General features: G+C 61.0%; 23 protein-coding genes. 11 read left to right on the top strand and 12 right to left on the bottom strand.

The window, feature by feature from the left end; translation table 11 throughout:
* Positions 1-35: 35 nt before the first annotated feature.
* The 4 genes from NAV27_RS17730 (at position 36) to rpoS (ending at position 3,599) form a co-directional block, all read left to right on the top strand.
* Positions 36-671, top strand: a complete 636-nt coding sequence (locus NAV27_RS17730) for a protein-L-isoaspartate(D-aspartate) O-methyltransferase (protein WP_008566909.1) — start codon at positions 36-38, stop codon at positions 669-671.
* Between the two features lie 18 nt (positions 672-689).
* The gene (locus tag NAV27_RS17725; protein WP_102829479.1) at positions 690-1,625 is read left to right on the top strand and encodes a polyprenyl-phosphate transporter; all 936 of its coding nucleotides are present in this window, start codon (positions 690-692) and stop codon (positions 1,623-1,625) included.
* Positions 1,626-1,654: 29 nt separating this feature from the next.
* Positions 1,655-2,506 carry a peptidoglycan DD-metalloendopeptidase family protein gene (locus tag NAV27_RS17720; protein ID WP_180981459.1) on the top strand — a complete coding sequence of 284 codons (852 nt, stop codon included), beginning with the start codon at positions 1,655-1,657 and terminating at the stop codon, positions 2,504-2,506.
* Positions 2,507-2,603: 97 nt separating this feature from the next.
* The gene (gene rpoS / locus NAV27_RS17715) at positions 2,604-3,599 is read left to right on the top strand and encodes an RNA polymerase sigma factor RpoS (RefSeq protein WP_102829480.1); all 996 of its coding nucleotides are present in this window, start codon (positions 2,604-2,606) and stop codon (positions 3,597-3,599) included.
* Between the two features lie 544 nt (positions 3,600-4,143).
* Here the strand turns inward: rpoS and NAV27_RS17710 are convergent.
* Both NAV27_RS17710 and NAV27_RS17705 read right to left on the bottom strand, forming a co-directional pair.
* On the bottom strand, positions 4,144-5,013 hold the full coding sequence (locus tag NAV27_RS17710) for a GNAT family N-acetyltransferase (RefSeq protein WP_102829481.1): 870 nt from the start codon (positions 5,011-5,013) through the stop codon (positions 4,144-4,146).
* A gap of 91 nt (positions 5,014-5,104) precedes the next feature.
* Positions 5,105-5,545 carry a group II truncated hemoglobin gene (locus NAV27_RS17705; protein ID WP_102829482.1) on the bottom strand — a complete coding sequence of 147 codons (441 nt, stop codon included), beginning with the start codon at positions 5,543-5,545 and terminating at the stop codon, positions 5,105-5,107.
* A gap of 130 nt (positions 5,546-5,675) precedes the next feature.
* Between NAV27_RS17705 and NAV27_RS17700 the strand changes: the two genes are divergently transcribed.
* A complete protein-coding gene (locus NAV27_RS17700) occupies positions 5,676-6,107 on the top strand; it encodes a universal stress protein (RefSeq protein ID WP_102829483.1) in 432 nt (143 codons plus the stop codon).
* 27 nt (positions 6,108-6,134) lie between these two features.
* On the opposite strand, the gene NAV27_RS17695 is transcribed toward NAV27_RS17700, so the two are convergent.
* Both NAV27_RS17695 and NAV27_RS17690 read right to left on the bottom strand, forming a co-directional pair.
* Entirely contained in the window at positions 6,135-6,476 is a 342-nt protein-coding gene (locus NAV27_RS17695; protein WP_102829484.1) for a YajD family HNH nuclease, read from the bottom strand.
* A 48-nt stretch (positions 6,477-6,524) separates the two neighbouring features.
* A complete protein-coding gene (locus NAV27_RS17690) occupies positions 6,525-7,223 on the bottom strand; it encodes a YebC/PmpR family DNA-binding transcriptional regulator (RefSeq protein WP_008566919.1) in 699 nt (232 codons plus the stop codon).
* Positions 7,224-7,399: 176 nt separating this feature from the next.
* Here NAV27_RS17690 and NAV27_RS17685 point away from each other — a divergent pair, with 176 nt between their 5' ends.
* Positions 7,400-8,290, top strand: coding sequence for an EamA family transporter (locus NAV27_RS17685; RefSeq protein WP_102829485.1), 891 nt, complete (start codon positions 7,400-7,402; stop codon positions 8,288-8,290).
* A gap of 60 nt (positions 8,291-8,350) precedes the next feature.
* Here NAV27_RS17685 and NAV27_RS17680 read toward each other — a convergent pair whose 3' ends face one another.
* Both NAV27_RS17680 and NAV27_RS17675 read right to left on the bottom strand, forming a co-directional pair.
* Complete coding sequence (locus NAV27_RS17680) at positions 8,351-8,482, bottom strand: hypothetical protein (RefSeq protein ID WP_256055315.1); 132 nt, start codon at positions 8,480-8,482, stop codon at positions 8,351-8,353.
* A 116-nt stretch (positions 8,483-8,598) separates the two neighbouring features.
* A complete protein-coding gene (locus tag NAV27_RS17675) occupies positions 8,599-8,817 on the bottom strand; it encodes a hypothetical protein (RefSeq protein WP_102829486.1) in 219 nt (72 codons plus the stop codon).
* Between the two features lie 121 nt (positions 8,818-8,938).
* On the opposite strand from NAV27_RS17675, the gene dgt reads away from it, so the two are divergent.
* Together dgt and NAV27_RS17665 are read left to right on the top strand one after the other, a co-directional pair.
* The gene (gene dgt, locus NAV27_RS17670; protein ID WP_102829487.1) at positions 8,939-10,429 is read left to right on the top strand and encodes a dGTPase; all 1,491 of its coding nucleotides are present in this window, start codon (positions 8,939-8,941) and stop codon (positions 10,427-10,429) included.
* 141 nt (positions 10,430-10,570) lie between these two features.
* Complete coding sequence (locus NAV27_RS17665; protein WP_043296704.1) at positions 10,571-10,816, top strand: DUF2789 domain-containing protein; 246 nt, start codon at positions 10,571-10,573, stop codon at positions 10,814-10,816.
* A gap of 12 nt (positions 10,817-10,828) precedes the next feature.
* On the opposite strand, the gene NAV27_RS17660 is transcribed toward NAV27_RS17665, so the two are convergent.
* Positions 10,829-11,563 carry a hypothetical protein gene (locus tag NAV27_RS17660; protein ID WP_102829488.1) on the bottom strand — a complete coding sequence of 245 codons (735 nt, stop codon included), beginning with the start codon at positions 11,561-11,563 and terminating at the stop codon, positions 10,829-10,831.
* A complete protein-coding gene (locus NAV27_RS17655; RefSeq protein WP_054095292.1) occupies positions 11,556-12,176 on the bottom strand; it encodes a sigma-70 region 4 domain-containing protein in 621 nt (206 codons plus the stop codon). Before NAV27_RS17655 ends, NAV27_RS17660 begins: the two co-directional genes overlap by 8 nt.
* Before the next feature lie 166 nt (positions 12,177-12,342).
* Between NAV27_RS17655 and NAV27_RS17650 the strand changes: the two genes are divergently transcribed.
* The 3 genes from NAV27_RS17650 to NAV27_RS17640 all read left to right on the top strand — a co-directional run bounded on the left by NAV27_RS17650 (position 12,343) and on the right by NAV27_RS17640 (position 14,265).
* Positions 12,343-13,161, top strand: coding sequence for an inositol monophosphatase family protein (locus tag NAV27_RS17650; RefSeq protein WP_077684002.1), 819 nt, complete (start codon positions 12,343-12,345; stop codon positions 13,159-13,161).
* 184 nt (positions 13,162-13,345) lie between these two features.
* The gene (locus tag NAV27_RS17645) at positions 13,346-13,606 is read left to right on the top strand and encodes a hypothetical protein (protein WP_043296463.1); all 261 of its coding nucleotides are present in this window, start codon (positions 13,346-13,348) and stop codon (positions 13,604-13,606) included.
* Positions 13,607-13,851: 245 nt separating this feature from the next.
* Complete coding sequence (locus NAV27_RS17640; RefSeq protein WP_043296461.1) at positions 13,852-14,265, top strand: HPF/RaiA family ribosome-associated protein; 414 nt, start codon at positions 13,852-13,854, stop codon at positions 14,263-14,265.
* 122 nt (positions 14,266-14,387) lie between these two features.
* Here the strand turns inward: NAV27_RS17640 and NAV27_RS17635 are convergent, their stop codons facing one another.
* The 4 genes from NAV27_RS17635 to NAV27_RS17620 all read right to left on the bottom strand — a co-directional run bounded on the left by NAV27_RS17635 (position 14,388) and on the right by NAV27_RS17620 (position 18,024).
* Positions 14,388-15,128, bottom strand: coding sequence for a YciK family oxidoreductase (locus NAV27_RS17635; protein ID WP_043296458.1), 741 nt, complete (start codon positions 15,126-15,128; stop codon positions 14,388-14,390).
* Positions 15,129-15,175: 47 nt separating this feature from the next.
* Complete coding sequence (gene mupP / locus NAV27_RS17630) at positions 15,176-15,847, bottom strand: N-acetylmuramic acid 6-phosphate phosphatase MupP (RefSeq protein ID WP_102829489.1); 672 nt, start codon at positions 15,845-15,847, stop codon at positions 15,176-15,178.
* Entirely contained in the window at positions 15,847-16,545 is a 699-nt protein-coding gene (ubiG, locus tag NAV27_RS17625; RefSeq protein WP_043296454.1) for a bifunctional 2-polyprenyl-6-hydroxyphenol methylase/3-demethylubiquinol 3-O-methyltransferase UbiG, read from the bottom strand. The genes mupP and ubiG overlap by 1 nt, the downstream gene beginning before the upstream one ends.
* A gap of 141 nt (positions 16,546-16,686) precedes the next feature.
* Positions 16,687-18,024 carry a TRZ/ATZ family hydrolase gene (locus NAV27_RS17620; protein WP_102829490.1) on the bottom strand — a complete coding sequence of 446 codons (1,338 nt, stop codon included), beginning with the start codon at positions 18,022-18,024 and terminating at the stop codon, positions 16,687-16,689.
* Positions 18,025-18,161 lie beyond the last annotated feature (137 nt).

Genomic DNA, 18,161 nt, shown 5'->3' with positions numbered 1-18,161 from the left:
GCGGATCGGGCGATCTGATGCGACACGGTACCGGCATGACCTCGCAGCGCACCCGCGATCGGTTGATCCAGCGGTTGTACGAGGAGGGGCTGTCCAATCCTCATGTGCTCGAAGTGATCCGTCGCACGCCACGGCATCTGTTCGTCGACGAAGCACTGGCGCACCGGGCCTACGAGGACACTGCGCTGCCCATCGGGCACAACCAGACGATTTCGCAGCCGTTCATGGTCGCCCACATGAGCGAGCTGCTGCTGGCCGACGGCCCGCTGGACAAGGTGCTGGAGATCGGCACCGGCTCGGGTTACCAGACCGCGGTGTTGGCGCAGCTGGTCGAGCGGGTGTTTTCCGTGGAGCGCATCCAGGCGCTGCAGGAACGTGCCAAGGAGCGTCTGGCCGAACTCAAGCTGCGTAACGTGGTCTTTCGCTGGGGTGATGGCTGGGAGGGCTGGCCTGCGCTGGCGCCCTACAATGGCATCATCGTTACTGCGGCGGCTGCCGAGGTACCGCAGGCCCTGCTCGATCAACTGGCGCCCGGTGGGCGTCTGGTGATTCCGGTCGGGGCCGGCGAGGTTCAGCAACTGATGCTGATCGTTCGTGAGGAAACCGGCTTTTCGCGCCGCCTTCTGGATTCCGTACGCTTCGTGCCGCTGCTCAATGGACCGGTTGTTTGATCATCAGTGGAAGGAAGCATGAAAGACGCTTTGTTGCTGTACGCCAAGGGCATGGCGATGGGTGCGGCGGATGTGGTGCCCGGCGTATCCGGCGGGACTGTCGCGTTCATTACTGGCATCTATGACGAATTGCTGCGTTCCATCGCGGCATTTCCCCGGGCGCTGGGTTCGTTGCTGCATGGCCGTGTGGGCGAGGCCTGGAAAATCGCCAACGCCGGGTTTCTGATAACTCTGCTGGCCGGTATCCTCACCAGCGTCTTCAGTCTGGCCCGCTTGATTACCTATCTCCTGGAGCAGCATCCGATTCCGGTGTGGTCGTTCTTTTTCGGCCTGATTCTGGTCTCGGTACACTTGGTCGCTCGGGAAATCCGTCAACGCAACCTGTCGAGCGGCATCAGCTTCGTGCTGGGTATCGCCTTCGCCTACTGGATCACCGTGGCGGCGCCGATGCAGTGGGGAACCGATAGTCTGAGCCTGTTTTTCGCCGGAGCCATCGCCATCTGCGCGATGATCTTGCCGGGTATCTCCGGCAGCTTCGTGCTGGTGCTTCTCGGTCTCTATCCGACGGTACTGGCCGCGGTAAAGAGCTTCGACATCGCCGTGCTGGTCGTGTTTGCGGTCGGCTGTGCACTGGGGCTGCTCAGCTTCGCCAAACTGCTTCACTGGACGCTGCATCGCTGGCGCGATCTGACGCTGGCCTTTCTCACCGGGCTGATGCTGGGTTCGCTGAACAAGGTTTGGCCGTGGAAGGAAACGCTGACCTGGCGCACCAATTCGCACGGCGAGCGTACGCCCGTGCTGGAACAGAACCTGTTTCCGGGCGCCTATGGCGAGCTCACCGGGCAGGATCCGCAATTCGTATTGGCCGTTGTTCTGGCGATCGCCGGTATAGCGCTGGTGCTTGGCTTGGAGTGGCTCGCCAGTCGTCGCCAGCCGGCTGCAGAAAGCGTCTGAACAGAGAGTTCTTCATCAGGGAGCGAGCATTGAGGCTCACAGCCATTCAGCGGTTGATTCGCGATCCCTTGTTCCGTTTCGTGCCTGGTGTGCTGTTGGCTGGCTGGTTGCTGACCGGCTGTTCGACACCCCAGCAGGGAGGCGTGCAGGTGGTGGACCGTAACGGCCGTCCGGCCGTTACCAGCGGCTATCACACGGTGCGTCGCGGCGACACGCTGTCGTCGATCGCCGGTCGCTACGGTTGGGATTGGCGCGCACTGGCCCGCGCAAACGGAATTCAGCCGCCTTATGTCATTCATCCAGGGCAACGCATCCGTTTCGACCGGGGTGCGAACACCCCCGTGGCCAGTGCCCCGACACCCCGAAGCGCGCCAACGCCAGCGCCAGCGTCCAAGACCGTGCCGCCTGCCGTTGTCGCAACGCCCGTCCCTCAGCAGTCGCCGCCAACACTCAGCAAGGCACCCACCCAACCGGTGCCGGCCACGAAGGTCACTCCGGTGGCACGTTCGGCCAGCGGCTGGGCATGGCCAACGAACGGTCAGATCATCGGGCGTTTTTCCTCAAACGGGAGTTTGAATAAAGGCGTTGATATCGCTGGGCAATTAGGCCAGCCTGTTTTGGCTGCTTCTGATGGGACTGTTGTGTACGCCGGTAGTGGTTTACGGGGTTACGGCGAACTTGTGATCATCAAGCACAACGATACCTATGTGAGCGCCTACGGCCACAACCGCAGGCTGCTGGTTCGGGAGGGTCAACAAGTCAAAGCTGGGCAGAGCATTGCCGAGATGGGTTCGACGGGCACCGACCGCGTAAAGCTGCATTTCGAGATCCGCCGTCAGGGCAAACCCGTAGACCCCATGCAGTACCTGCCAAGGCGTTGACCTGACGGCCACCCGTTCCACGTAGGATGGGCTCTGGTTTCGCCAAGGATCGCGCGTCGCCTGAGCCCGTTGTCGAACTCAGAACGGGACAATAAAAATGGCACTCGAAAAAAAAGCGCTGGAGTTTGACGTTGACGACGAGGTTCTGCTCATGGAACCCACCCTGGACTTCGAGACGGTTGGCGAGGCGCATCGAAGTCCCGCGAGTAGCAAAGGCAAGCTCGCGGCCAGCAAGCAACACAAGTTCATCGATTACAACCGCGCGCTCGACGCCACGCAGTTGTATCTCAACGAAATCGGTTTTTCCCCCCTCCTGACCCCCGAAGAAGAAGTTCATTTCGCCCGCCTGGCGCGCAAGGGCGATCCGGCGGGGCGCAAGCGCATGATCGAAAGCAACCTGCGACTGGTCGTCAAGATCGCCCGACGTTACGTCAATCGCGGCCTGTCGCTGCTCGATCTGGTAGAGGAGGGCAACCTGGGCCTGATCCGCGCGGTCGAGAAGTTCGATCCCGAGCGTGGTTTCCGCTTCTCGACCTATGCCACCTGGTGGATTCGGCAGACGATCGAGCGGGCGATCATGAACCAGACCCGCACCATCCGCCTGCCGATTCATGTGGTCAAAGAGCTCAACGTCTACCTGCGCGCGGCCAGAGAGCTGACCCAGAAGCTTGATCACGAGCCCAGCCCCGAAGAAATCGCCAACCTGCTGGAGAAGCCGGTGGCCGAGGTGAAGCGCATGCTCGGACTCAATGAGCGCGTTACCTCGGTAGACGTGTCGCTTGGGCCGGATACCGACAAAACCTTGCTCGACACCTTGACGGATGACAAACCGAGCGATCCCTGCGAGCTGCTTCTCGATGACGACCTGTCGGCCAGCATCGACCAGTGGCTTTCCGATCTGACCGAAAAGCAGCGTGAAGTGGTCGTCCGTCGTTTCGGGCTGCGCGGTCATGAGAGTTGCACGCTGGAGGAGGTCGGGCAGGAGATTGGCCTGACGCGCGAGCGCGTTCGGCAAATTCAAGTCGAAGCGTTGCGGCGGTTGCGCGAGATTTTGGAGCGCAACGGTCTTTCTAGCGACGCGCTGTTCCAGTAGGGAGTTCCCCGCTGTCGGCCCGGCCACTCTGCCGGGCCGATGCGCTGGCCTGCGCCGTGATGCCCCTTTGCGGTTTTAACGGTTAACGGTCGATGGAATTAATCGGGGGCGTCGAAAATTTCCTGCATGTCGCTTTCTTTTGTAAGCATTTACTTACAAGAACTGTAGGAGAAGCGTGAAATCACGCTGCTGCATTTTCTCCGAGTCGGTCAAGACTGTTCTTATCTATCTGATTTAAAAGAAATTTTTTCAGGGCGCGAAGCGTTGAATGTCGCCGGTGCGCGAACCTCTGCGAGTTGTCGACGCCCTTAAAGTCATTAATATCCCCTTCGTGCTTATGGATAAGCACGGGTCAGCAGGGATGAGGGCCAAGGAATAATCGCGGAGCGATTTCATCAGGAAGATGATGGACGACAGGGAGCAGGGAAGAAGACGGGCGGGGATAAACTCCCGCCCCTTTTTTTGCCCGAAAAAAAGTAGCGCAGTGTCGAACCCACGGCTTGCCGCAAGCGCAGTCGCGCCGATCAGGTTTGACGGCAGTTCTTTAATCAGTCGCTGCAGGTTGTGTAAAGCGCAGCGAGAGCTGGTCTTCGCGCTCCAGCAGGAGCGGTAGAATTTTTTCACGCAGCAGCGGTGCCAGATGCTCGGTACGCGCAGGTGGCAAGCCCAGCCAGTCCAACTCCTCCAGTTCCGCCTGCACCTTTACGGCCTGGGTAAGGGACGCTTGGAACACCTCCGCTTCGACCCAGTGTCCCGGCTCATTCGCGGCTGGCGCTGAATGATGACCGAGCGACTGGAACTCGCTTTCAGCCAGCTGCAACCCCAGCTCTTCCCACAGTTCCCGTTGCAGCGTCTGGATGGGTGTTTCACCTGGCTCCGACTTGCCGCCGGGCAACATGAAATAGACGCTGCCGCGCTTGCGCACGACGAGGATGCGGCCAGAGTCGTCGAACAGGCAGGCAATGGATATCGTCAGCGTTGGTCTGGGCAAGGTGGCCATCCGGGCGTTGCGTTGAAGAGCAATCAATGTTTTGGTTCGCTGGTAGCGTGCCAGCCGGTCGGCCAGCGCTTCGGGCAAGGTGCTGGCTAGGGTGAACCCGAGACGTGCATAAAAAGCATAAAGACGTGGCTGGCAGAACAGCCAGATCGGCTGCTGGATGTCCTTCAGCGCCTGCCGCATCAATTGTGCGCCGATGCCCTGGTTGCGCTCATCTGGAGCGATCAGCAGGCCGGTCAGGAAATGCCCGTACGCCACGGGTGTCAGGCACAGCCCACCAATGATCTCGCCTCGTCGCCGCACAACCCAGCATCGCGCCTGTGGTCGAACCCGGTTGCGACTGTGATGGGTGCGGTAGAACTTCACGATCAGGGGGTGCTGCGCGGCAGAGAGCTGCAGGAATTCTAGGGCTGACATGGCCGTCCGCTGGTGTTCGAGACCGCCTAGTCTAGCGTTCGAGTCATCTGTATCGAAGCCTGACGAAGCTGCATCGTGAAGCTGCGCTGCGTTATTGCCGTGTGCCTGGGCAGCCATGCGCTGGCTGCGCCTGGAGAATACGCTGGGCGGGTACGCGCAGCTGTCGGAGCAGGTATTCGGCGAATTCGGCGGAATAGGGCTGTCGTGCAATGGCGTAGGCCATGCAGTCGAGCCAGGCGTCGCGCTCGGCGTCGCCGACCTCCCAACGTGTATGGAATTGCGGAATGCTGATCGGACCGAATTTTTGCGCATAGTGACGCGGCCCGCCCAGCCAGCCGCTGAGGAACGCGGCCAGTTTCTCGCGTGGCAATGTCAGGTCTTCGGGGTACATGGCGCGAATACCCGCTGCCTGTGGGAGTTGATTCATGGCGTGATAGAAATCATCTACCAGCCGCTCGATGCCGGCAGTGCCGCCCGCTGCCTGGAACGAGGCGTCGGCGGTGCCGAAAGGGGGAGTTTCAGGGGTTGTCATGCTTACCTCCGCGTCGCGTGATTAGCCTGAAATGATGCCTGCTTGCGCCAGATCAAGACAGCCTCGATGGTGGCGAGCCGCTGTCATGCTGCTGGGCTATGCTCAAGTTCACTCAACAAGGGAGGTGTCTATGCGCAATATTCTGCTTGCATTCGATGGTTCGGAAAACGCCAAACGCGCGCTGCAGTATGTGATCGATCTGGTTCGCGATACGTCGTTGCCGCTGCAGGTGCAGGTACTGAATGTCCAGCACGAGCCCATCATTTACGGCGAATACGTTACCGCCAGCCTGATCGACGATCTCAACGCCGGCCTGATGGCGCAAGCTCAGGAAGTGCTCGACGAGGCCGCACAGAAGCTGAAGGCTGCCGGAATCACCTATGCAACCCATGCGGTGCTTGGCAACGTCTCCGAGCAGATCAACGATGCGGTCAAGCGTTTGGGTTGCGATACCGTGGTGATGGGGACGCGCGGGCTGGGCAGTTTCACCGGACTGGTGCTGGGCTCCGTGGCGACCCGGGTTATCCACGAGGTGACCGTTCCGGTTCTGCTGGTCAAGTGACGGCTCGGGCGGCTTGGCCGCCCTTCGTCATTGCTTGCTCTTGAGCAGATCGGCCAGGTTGGCGAAGGCCTTGAAGGTTTCCTTTGGCCCCAGGTCGCTGCCGGGGCGGGCCTCTGCCTGGTACTGATTGTCCGTATAGCGGGAATGTTCGTTATCGTGACAGTACAGGCAGAGCAGCTCCCAGTTGGAACCGTCCTCCGGGTTGTTGTCGTGATTATGGTCCTTGTGATGGACCGTCAACTCGCTGAGACGCTTGCCGGAAAACTCCCGCGCGCAACGTCCGCAGACCCAGGGATACATCTTCAACGCCTTTTCCCGATAACCCTGCTCGCGCTGGCTGTAGGGCGTGGTTGGCTTGTTCGTGCTCATGGCTGGTCCGCTCGCTGAAGTCTGTTCACGGTGAAGGTGCGTCGTACGTCAGCCGGCCAGACCGACGTAGACATGCTGGACATCGTCGTGTGCATCGATGGCTTCGAGGAACGCTTCGACTTCCTCCAGCTCGGCTCCCGACAGGCTGACCGGATTTTTCGGTCGATAGCCCAGCTGTGCCGATTGCACGGTGAAGCCGAATTCCGGCAGTGCCTTGCACACCGCATCGAGGTCGGTAGGCTCGGTGATGAACAGCGTGGCACCTTCATCTGCCGCTTCGAAATCCTGTGCGCCGGCCTCGATGGCGGCCATTTCGGGATCGGCATCGCCTTCGGGGGCCGCCTCGATCATGCCAACATGGTCGAAATCCCAGCTCACCGAACCGGAGGAACCCAGCTGGCCCTTGCGGAACAGCACGCGGATTTCCGCCACGGTGCGGTTGAGGTTGTCGGTGAGGCACTCGACGATCAGCGGAACCTGATGCGGCGCGAAGCCTTCGTAGAGGGTGCGCTCGTAATGGACGACCTCACCGCTCAGCCCCGCGCCTTTCTTGATGGCACGCTCCAGGGTGTCTTTGGGCATGGAGGCCTTCTTGGCCTGCTCGACTACCAGACGCAGACGGGGGTTCATGTCAGGGTCGGCGCCGCTGCGGGCGGCAATCATGATTTCCTTCGACAGCTTGCCGAAGATCCGTCCTTTGGCGTTCGCTGCCGCTTCCTTATGTTTCGCTTTCCACTGTGCGCCCATAGCCTGTCTCGTGTGAGGTCGTTCGAGCGGCGAATTCTAGCTGGTCGCCGTTCCGGCGGCATCTGTATGCGGCGAATGGCGGCGAACTGTATCGACGAAATGCCTGTTCACTGTACGGAGAGGCCCGGCCGGACAGCGGCTCTAATGATTCTTTACCCGATGCGGGGTGGGGTGTCATGTCGCCGAGAGATCTGTTGCTCGCTCTGGTCGTGATCGTGGTCTGGGGCTTGAACTTCGTCGTCATCATGGTGGGGTTGCAAGATGTGCCGCCCATGCTGCTTGGGGCGTTGCGCTTTTTGCTGGCGGCGTTGCCGGCGGTTTTCTTCATCAGGCCGCCGCGGGTGCCGTTGCGCTGGTTGTTGGCCTATGGCCTGACCATTTCACTGGGACAGTTCGCGTTCCTGTTCTCGGCAATGAAGGTAGGCATGCCCGCCGGGCTGGCTTCGCTGGTTCTGCAGTCGCAGGCGTTCTTCACGCTGTTCTTTGCCGCGCTGCTGCTGGGCGAGCGGGTGCGTTCCGTCAATCTGTTGGGATTGCTGGTTGCCGCCGGCGGGCTGGCGCTGATCGGCGCGCAGAGCGGGCAGGGCATGACGCTGGCTGGCTTCATGCTGACCATCGGCGCAGCGTCGATGTGGGCGCTGGGCAACGTCGTGACGCGCAAGATTGGCGATGTGAATCTGGTTGGCCTGGTGGTGTGGGGCAGCCTGGTGCCACCGTTGCCGTTTCTGGGGCTGTCGTGGTGGCTGGAAGGGCCGGTAGCCATCGAGACCGCACTGCAGGGCTTCGGCCTGAAGTCCTTGTTGGTGCTGGCCTATCTGTCGTTCGGGGCGACCATTCTTGGCTACAGCCTGTGGAGTCGACTGTTGTCGCGCTATCCGGCGAGCCAGGTGGCGCCGTTCTCGCTGCTGGTGCCGGTGGTTGGACTGTCGTCGTCGGTGCTGTTGCTCGGCGAGCGCCTCGATGCGCTGCAGATGACCGGTGCCCTGCTGGTCATGCTGGGGTTGCTGGTCAATGTCGGTGGTGCGCGGCTGGTCGGGCTCATGCGTCCGCTCGGAGCGCGCTCGTAATGCTGATCGCCGAGGCCGAACGCCCCGCAGCGTGCGGGGCGTGTCTGGCGGGAGTGTCGCCTAGTGGGTTGCGGTGTGGCTGCCCAGGAGCGTGGAGCCGCTCTTCCTGGCGCGCTTGGCCAGGCGTTTTTCCTGAGCGGTTTTTAGCGGCTTCTTCTTGGCCTGCTTCTTCGTATCCATACCCTTGCTCATGATGTTCACCTCGGACGGTAAGTGGCTGGGTACTTCGACTCGGCGGGACGGGGCGAATGGTCGAACCGCGCCTGCCTGCCTAAACAGTATGGACCCGCTGTCGTCAGGCAGCCTGTTCAGCGAGACGGGCGGCTGCGCTCATTCTCGGGTTCGCGGCTGAGCCGCTCGAGTTCGCGACGGACCATCGAGGCGTATTCGGCGGGACTGAGCCGATAAAGCTCGGTCGCGACCCAAGCGAGCCATTGCGCACCCAGCGTAGCGTGCTGGTCGAGCAGTCGCTGTGCTTCGGCCTGGGCGCGTGCTGCGTTCTGCTGATGGAGATCCGCTCGTTTCATGGGGCCTCCTGTCGATTTGGGCGACTGGATAGCAGAGCCCGTGCGCCAATGCCAGCCCCACGCTTGGTATCGCGGCGACAGCGCGTTAGGCTCGGCGCTTTCCGTTGCGCGAGTGCGAGCTATGCCGGTTGATTTCAAGGAAAAGATTTCCCGCCAACGTCCCTACGGCAGGGTCGAGGCCGGCATGAAGGCGAGCGACGGCGACATTGCTGCAATCCTCGATCAGCTGGAAAGCGATCGTGGCCGTATCATCAATTCCGCTGCCGTGCGTCGGCTGCAGCAGAAGACGCAGGTCTTTCCGCTGGAGCGCAACGCCGCGGTGCGCAGCCGCCTCACGCATTCGCTGGAGGTGCAGCAGACCGGCCGGTTCATCGTCCGCACGCTGTACAAGCAACTGGGTGCCAGAGCCTCGGACTACGGTCTGGATGGGCTGGAAAACGTGCTGCAGACCCTGGTGGAGATGGCCTGCCTGATGCACGACATCGGCAATCCACCCTTCGGCCATTTCGGCGAATTCGCGATCGGCGAATGGTTCGCACGTCACCTCGACGAGCTGTTTGCCGCCGCGGTGCCGCATGGGCAAGGCGATGCCGAGCTACGCGCGCGCATGCTGGCCGACCTCAAGCGCTTCGAGGGCAACGCTCAGGCGATCCGTCTGGTAGTGAGTCTGTTGCGGTTGAATCTGACCTATACCCAGACCGCCGGACTGCTCAAGTACGTGCGTGCCGCGTATGCCGAGCGTCCGCCGCGAGGCAGCCCCGGCGCTTATCTGCAGAAAAAGCCCGGTTTCTACCTGTCGGAGCAGCCGTTCATCGAGCAATTGCAGCAGGTGCTCGACTTGCAACCCGGTAGCCGCCATCCGCTCGCCTACATCATGGAGGCCGCGGATGACATCGCCTACTGCTTGGCCGATATCGAGGACTCGGTGGAGAAGGGCATCTTCACCATCGAGCAGTTGGCGCAGCTGTTACTGGTCAAGTTCGCCGAGCATGGTGCGCTGGATGAGCCGATTCCCGGTGCCGAGCGCAGCTTCCGCAGCATGGTTGGCTACGCACTGGAGCGCGCCGGGCGTGAGCCGATCAACAAGACCGGCGAATTCTTCATCTGGCTGCGGGTGACGATGATTCACCCGCTGGTACAGCACGCCGCGCGGCAGTTCATCGACAACATCGAAGCGATCTATCACGGCACGCTGGATCGAGCGTTGCTGGAGGATCGCAGCCTGCCGAACGCCATCGTGCAGACCTTCAAGGACGTGGCGATGGATCGGGTGTTCTGCCATCGCGAAGTGGAAACACTGCAACTGCAGGGCTATCGCATCCTCCAGGGACTGTTGGATGGCTATGGCGCGTTGCTACGGGTTGCGCCGGCGACCTTCCGTGCGCTGGCCGCCGGCGACTGTCGGCGCGAGCCGCAACTGCAGATGCTTGCCCGTCGCCTGCCCGATCAGCTGGTCAAGGCCTATCACGAGGCGCTGAAGGATGTGCCGCAGGCTTCGCCGGACTTTCCGCTGTGGGAGTTCTACTACCGCAGCCGTCTGCTGCAGGACCTTGTCAGCGGCATGACCGATCAGCTCGCTCAGGACGAATACCGCGCGCTGTCGGCGCTGTAGCTGGAGGCAGGGAGGAGGGCGGTCGTGGAGTGCGCTATGCCATCGTGCCGGGGAAACGTGGTGGAACTGCATCGCTTGCAACGGCCTCTTATCTGCAACGGCGCGCGCATGATCGCCTGCGCCATCGATGCGGAGAATTTCATGGAACTGCCCAATAAAGACCTCGGTACCCTGTTCGAACAACTGGGGCTGGACTCCGATCCGGCCAGTATCGACGCGTTCATCGCCCAGCATGCGCCGCTGCCCAACGAGGTGAAGGTGTCCGAGGCGCCGTTCTGGAACGAGTCGCAAGCGGCATTCCTCAAGGGCGAATTGCTGGAGGACGCGGAGTGGGCGCCGATCGTCGATGAGCTCAACGTGCGCCTGCACGAACACAACGCGCCGTGACCTCCGGCACGCTTATGCATCCTGTGTAAGCGCTACGGCCAGCCCCAGCGCGATACTTAGCGAAAAGCTCAACAGCGTACCCAGCAGTACGTATTCGCTGCGCTGGCGGTTGTTGCGGCCCTTCAATTCGTTGAAGCGCAGGATGCTCTTGGCAGTCAGCAAAAAGCCGATCGCCTGCCATTGGTCCAGCAGCACGAAGGTCACGATCAGGCCACGTTCCAGATAGCCGACGAACGCGCCGCCGTTGACCAGTGAATCGTCAGTGCCTAGGCGCTCCTGCCAGGGCTTGAGCAGGGCGCCGATCAACGCCGAGGCTGGTTTGAAGGCCACCAGATAGGTCAGCAGGATCGACAGGTGATGGGTGCTGGCCTGCGCCTGCAGGAAGGTCGGGAACGAAGTCCACAGTCGTTCGCTGGATAGCCAGAGCGCTAGCACCAGTACCACCTGCACGCCATGTTCCAGAAGGAGCGTGGCGGCAGTGCGAGGACCTCGGCTGGCCGCCCAGCCGGCGGTCAGCAGGCGACCCGACGCCAATACCAGGGCCGCACCGCAGGCGAACGCCAGTCCGCCGCGCAGCATGGCGAATATCACCAGCGCCGCGAGTCCTTGGGCAAATGCCAGAAGATAGAGCGCCGGGCTGCGCCAGGCTGGCGTGTGAGTCCGAATACGCTGGCGCAGTGGCAGCAGGAAATCCACGGCGACGTGTCCGAGCAGTAGCGCCAGCAGCAGCGTCGTCGAGTCAGGCATGCTGCAGCTCCTCGACCCAGCCGCGAGTGCAGGCCAGATAGCGATCCACCAGGCGCGCGTCGGCGCGTTGCAGGGCCTTGGTCACCGTCACGCGGGATTTGCCCAGCTGCTCGGCGATGCTCTGCTGGTCGCGACCTTGGACCAGATGCAGGAAATAGGTCTGCGCTTCCACGGGGGTCCAGCGATCAATAAGTGCGGCGAGAAACGCGGTCGGCAACTCGGTGCAGCGCTGGAGCCCGGGCTCGTCGCTGAAGATGCAGAACGTCTCTTTTTTCATGCCATCCAACCCCCTGCCGGAGAGAACGAAGGCTTCGCTGTAGGGCTGCGCCGCGGTGTTGTCCTGGCTGATGCCCAAGGCCAGCCGCGCATCCCAGCGCTCGCCTGGCGCGCTGGCGGCAAGCAGGCCGGCGCGTATCGCCACCGCGCAGTCGAACACGTCCTGCGCATGGCGCATGACAACCTGAAAGCCATCGCCGCGGAAGGTTTCGACCTGGGCGTCAAAGTGCTCGCCGAGTTCGCTGAGCAAAATCTTTAGCTGAGCGATGAATACGTTGGGGGCGCGCATCGAGCGTGAGTCGATGAGATCTCCGGTCAGGACAGCCTTCAGGTTCACGAGTCGCTCCGTTGTGTACATACGCTACCTGTCAGAAAGTAGCCCTAATTGGCTACATATTCAAATGTTGCTTATAAGGGCTACTTGAAATATCTGGGATGCGGTAGGCCCGAGCGCTGCCTGTCTTTAGAATCCCGCCTTCACTTCGGCTTCTGAGGATTTTGCGATGGCTTCTTCCACCGGCACCACGCTCGATATCGAGGCGCGTTATGCCTGGGCGAAAAGCGTGGCACAGCAGGCAGCGCAAATGGGCATGGAGTTCTATCAGCAACGCAACGATCTAACGGTAGAGCACAAGGGGGATGACCGACAGGACGTGGTCAGCATTGCCGACAAGCAGATCGAAGCCTTCATTCGTGCGCAGCTGAGCGAGCATTTCCCCGAGGATGGCTTTCTCGGCGAGGAGAGTGGCTCCGCCGATCTCAATGCACGCTGCGTCTGGGTCATCGATCCTATCGATGGCACCGCCTGCTTCGTCAATGGGCTGCATAACTGGTGTGTGTCCGTCGGCCTGCTGGTCGACGGCGAGCCGTACCTCGGTGCCATCGCCGATCCGAATCACCGCGAGCTGTTCCACGGTTGCAAGGGCAGCGGTGCCTTCGTCAATGACACGCCGCTCGCTGTCAGTCAGGCGCGACATGTGCGTGAGGGGTTGACGGGGACCGGAACCTTTCATCCGCGCGGCAAGGAGCATTTCATCCCCTTTCTGCAAAAGCTGCTGGAGGCGGGCGGCATGTTCATCCGCAACGGTTCCGGTGCGCTGATGACGGCCTATGTCGCCGCCGGGCGCTTGATCGGCTACTACGAAACGCAGCTCAAAAGTTGGGACTGCGTGGCCGGCCTTGTGCTTGTGACGGAAGCTGGCGGACGGGTCAACGACTTCTTTCGCAACGATGGCTTGCTCGATGGCAATCCTTATCTGGTGGCCGGTCCGGGCGTTTATGACCAGCTGGCGGAATTGATTGGCCCGTCGCTGGATGGCTGAGGCGCCCTTCGTCGGTCGCACATTGCATTGCCGTGGTGAGGCGCGCAGCCTGTCGAACACATCCGCTAGGATCCGTTCTCGGATTGCATGCCGGATGGATGCTTGGTACTCCAGCGGGGCTTTTGTTGCTGTCGAACAGTCGTATCGTCCTGATGGATGCCTTCGAGACTGCGAGGTACCGATCATGAGCACGATGCAATGCACCTACCGTGGCTATCACATCATTGCCGATGTGATGGAGTATCCCGGTTCGCCGACGCCTTGGGCCGGCGGTTGCCGAATCAGCGACCCGTCGGGTCATGCTACCCGCCGCATGTCCCTGCCCGTCGAGCACGCCTTCATGGCGGAGCTGGACAAGGCCCAGCGTCTTTCCCTTGCGCATGGAAAATGGCTGGTAGATCAATGTCTTGATCACGGCTTGCGGCTATTTCCCGAGGCGGCCTGAAAACGATGCGTGGTTTGGCTGGTTTTCGATGCGGCCCCTCCAGAAGCGGGGCCGGCGACGAACGCTCGCCATCATCGGGTAATTGCCCGCATCGCGCTGCTAAACGGCAGAGCCGTGTCGGCAGTCATCAGGCTCTTTTCACGGCTGCGCTGATTTCCCCGTTGCTTAAAAACGGCAACGGTGGCATAGCTTGTCTCAAGCCATCTGAAAAGATGGCCTTCACGAAGCGGAAGTAAGGACGACGTATGCAAATCCAGGTTCATAGCGATAACCACATCGAAGGCAGTGCCCGGTTAGTCGACTGGGTGAGTGCCAGTGTCGCCAGCAAGCTGGAGCGTTTCGACGACGAACTGACCCGAATCGTCGTGCATCTCAACGACGAAAACGGCGAGAAAGCCGGCGCGCATGACAAACGCTGCCAGATCGAGGCACGCCCGAAAGGGCAGCAGCCGATTTCCGTGACCCACAAGGCCGAGTCGCTGGAGCTGGCCATCGACGGTGCGATCGATAAGCTAGGCAACGCGCTGAGCCATCAGTTCGGCAAGCTGCGTAGCAAGCGTGCCGTCACCCAGCCACAAGGAAATGAAGGCGGCGCCGGCATGCAGGATGCGCTGCTGGAGGAGGATTTCCTCGCCGACGAGCAGCTGCGTAGCTCGTGAACGCACCGCCGAGCCTTGCATCACCTAGCGGTGGCGAGGCCCGGCGAGTGATTTTCCCTTCTTCGCTAACAAAAAACGGGGTGCCCGCATGCGGTGCACCCCGTTTCTCTTTGCGGCTTCGGTTATTGGGCGTTCAATGCCTGGCCGTTGATGCCTGCGCTATCGGGACCCATGAGATACAGATAGACCGGCATGATGTCCTGTGGTAACGGATTGACCAGCGGATTCTCCCCTGGGTAGGCCTTGGCGCGCATATCGGTGCGTGTGGCCCCCGGGTTCACACTGTTGGCGCGAATTGAGGCGGTGCCATCGAGTTCGTCGGCCAGAACCTGCATCAGCCCTTCAGTGGCGAACTTCGACACTGCGTACGCGCCCCAGTATGCGCGGCCCTTACGACCGACGCTGCTGGAAGTGAAGATGACCGACGCATCCGCCGATAGCCTGAGCAGCGGCAGCAGCGTGCTGGTGAGCATGAACATTGCGTTCACGTTCACCTGCATCACGCGCATGAAGTTGTCGCCTGAGAGCTGCTCCAGCGGTGTACGTGGGCCGACAATGGCAGCGTTGTGCAGCAGGCCGTCCAGACGACCGAACTCTCGCTCGATCATTGCGGCGAGTTCGTCGTACTGGTGCGGCAATGCCGTCTCGAGGTTGAACGGAATGACTGCCGGACGTGGGTAACCCGCTGCCTCGATATCGTCGTAAACGCGGTTGAGGTTGTCTTCGTTCTTGCCCAGCAGCAACACCGTTGCGCCATGAGCAGCGTAAGCCTTCGCGGCCGCTTCGCCGATCCCCCGGCCAGCGCCGGTCACCATGATGATTCGGCCCGCGAGAAGGTCGGGGCGGGCGGTGTAGTCAAACATGAAAAGTCTCTCTTGTTTCAGAAGTCTGGACGCAAAGCGCTAACGGCTCAGCAGCTGCACAGTGCCCGGTCAAGCACGGAGCGCAGTTCAAGCGGGTTGTCCACCACCACGTCGGCCCCCCACAGGCCTGGGTTGTCGTCCGGGTGGATGTAGCCGTAACGCACCGCGGCAGTCTTGCTTCCGGCGGCGCGCCCCGATTCGATATCGCGCAGATCGTCGCCGACGAAGAGCACGGTAGACGGGTCGAGCTGCAGCTTCCTGCAAGCGAGCAGCATCGGCTCTGGATCAGGCTTGCTGCGACTGACATGGTCGGGACAGACCAGCACCGAGGAGCGCGAAGCGAGCCCGAGCTGCTGCATGATCGGTTCGGCAAAACGCAACGGCTTGTTAGTCACCACGCCCCAGATGAGCTTCGCTTGCTCGATGTCCTTAAGCAGTTGCTCCATCCCGTCATACAGGCGGCTGTACACCGCGCAATGCGATTGGTAGCGCTCGAGAAACTCCAGACGCAGCGTTTCGAACTCGTCTGACATGGGGTCGACGTCGAATGCACTCAGTACCATCGCCCGGGCGCCGCCAGAAACCACATCGCGTATCTGCTGATTCGCGACCGGAGTCAGGCCGCGCGCCAGTCGCATGGCTTGGGCAACGGCGATGAAGTCAGGGGCGGTATCGAGCAGCGTTCCGTCCATATCGAATAAAACGGCGCGCAGGCGCATCAAGCCTCCTTGATGGTCTGAACCATATAATTGACATCGACATCCGCCGACAGCTTGTAGAACTTGGTTAGCGGATTGTAGGTGAGACCGACGATATCCTTGACTGCCAAGCCGGCATCGCGGCTCCAGGCGCCCAGCTCCGACGGCCGGATAAATTTCTTGAAATCGTGCGTGCCGCGCGGCAGCAGTTGCAGCAGGTACTCCGCCCCGACGATAGCGAGCGCATAGGCTTTCGGGTTGCGGTTGATGGTCGAGAAAAACACTTGGCCACCGGGTTTGACCAGCGCGCAGCAGGCGCGAATTACCGAGGCCGGGTCCGGCACGTGTTCCAGCATCTCCAGGCAGGTTACGACATCGAACTGTTCGGGGCATTGCGTAGCCATGTCTTCGGCAGTGATTTGCCGGTAATCGATCTCCAGTCCCGACTCCAGCAGGTGCAGGCGCGCCACGGAAAGCGGTGCTTCGCCCATGTCGATACCCGTAACCTGGGCGCCGCGCTGAGCCATCGCTTCGCTGAGAATCCCTCCGCCGCAACCGACATCGAGCACTTTCTTGCCGGCCAAGGCGACGTGCTCGTCGATCCAGTTGACGCGTAGTGGATTGATTTCGTGCAGCGGCTTGAATTCGCTTTCACGATCCCACCAGCGATGGGCGAGTGCTTCGAATTTGGCGATTTCGGCGTTGTCGACGTTGCTCATGGTCTGTTCCGTTTAAGATCTTGAGGTGAAGCTTGAGCTGCAATCGCTCATGTTGCCAGCCTCAGTCCGATAAAGGAGAGAGGTAATGTTCTCTCTCGTGGGGCAGTTTGTCGCAGTGGCGCAGTGTTCTGGTAGGAAGAGTCAGGGCTTTTTCCCATCGCGTATCTTCGTGCTCCACTGGCGCACGTTCGCCATCAGTTGGTCCTGATCGATGCGGGTCAATCGACGATCGGTGAGCAGTTGCTTTCCTGCTACCCAAACATGGCGAACGCAGTCTCGGCCGCAGGTATAGATAAGCTGTGACACCGGATCGTAAACGGGTTGTTGCGCCAGGCCTGAAAGATCGAATGCCACCAGATCAGCGAACTTGCCGACTTCCAGCGAACCCGTATGCTCGTCCAGCCCCAACGCCCGGGCGCCATTCAAGGTCGCCATGCGCAAGGCTCGATGTGCGTCCAGTGCACTGGCCGATCCGGCGACGGCTTTGGCAAGAAGCGCCGCGGTGCGGGTTTCGCCCAGCAGATCGAGATCGTTGTTGCTTGCTGCGCCGTCTGTGCCAATCGCTACATTCACGCCGGCGGCCCAGAGCCGTTCTACCGGACAGAATCCGCTTGCCAGTTTCAGGTTCGATTCGGGGCAATGAATGACGCTGCAATTATGCTCGACGAGGAGGGCGAGATCTTCGTCGTCGACCTGCGTCATATGTACAGCCTGAAAGCGCGGTCCTAGAAGTTGCCTTTTTGCCAAGCGGGCTAGGGGTCGTTGGCCGTGTTGCTGCAAGGCTTCGTAAATCTCCGACGCAGTTTCATGAACGTGCATATGAATGCCTGCGTCCGTCTCCGCGACGAGGATGTGCATTTTTTCCAGACTGTCGTCGCTGACGGAATAGGGGGCGTGCGGGCCGAACGCAATGCTAATCCTCGGATGGTGCTTGAGATCGTCGAAAAGAGCGACGCCCTTGCGCAACGCTTCGCCTGCGTCGCGGGCTCCCGGAACGGGGAAGTCCATTACCGGAACGGTGATCTGAGCTCGCATCCCACATCTATGTGCAACTTCACTGGCGACATCTGGAAAGAAATACATGTCCGAAAAGCAGGTGATACCGCCTAGCAGTTGCTCGGCAATCGCCAGTTCCGTGCCGGTCTGAATGAAGGCTTCGTCAACCCAGCGATTTTCCGCCGGCCAGATGTGGTCGTGCAGCCAATTCTTGAACGGAAGGTCGTCAGCAAGTCCGCGAAACAAGGTCATCGCTGCGTGCCCATGCGCATTAATCAGCCCTGGTGCCAGAAGCATGTCAGGCAGCTCCAGAACGCATTTCGCTGCATGCTTGTTAGCGTCCAGCCGAGGAGCGATCAAGGCGATGCGCCCGTCGCGAATACCCAGGCCATGCTCTCGCAGAATTACGCCCGCCGGCTCGACCGGAACGAGCCAGGTAGGAAAAAGGAGGAGGTCCAGCTGTTCGGAGTCGAGTTCTGACATGGCATGGCCAAAGCAATAACAAAGGCGGCAGTGTAAAGCCGATGGGTTTTCGGGGCGAATGAAACTCCGCAAGGGGGAATCGCCCCCATGGTCTCAGTTGGGTTGAGACATGAGCGCACAAAGCGCTTGACGCACAC

The sequence above is a fragment of the Stutzerimonas degradans genome, from assembly GCF_024448505.1.
Lineage (GTDB): Bacteria > Pseudomonadota > Gammaproteobacteria > Pseudomonadales > Pseudomonadaceae > Stutzerimonas > Stutzerimonas degradans.
The sequence above is the reverse complement of the archived record's forward strand: the minus strand, read 5'-3'. Positions and strand labels throughout refer to the sequence as shown.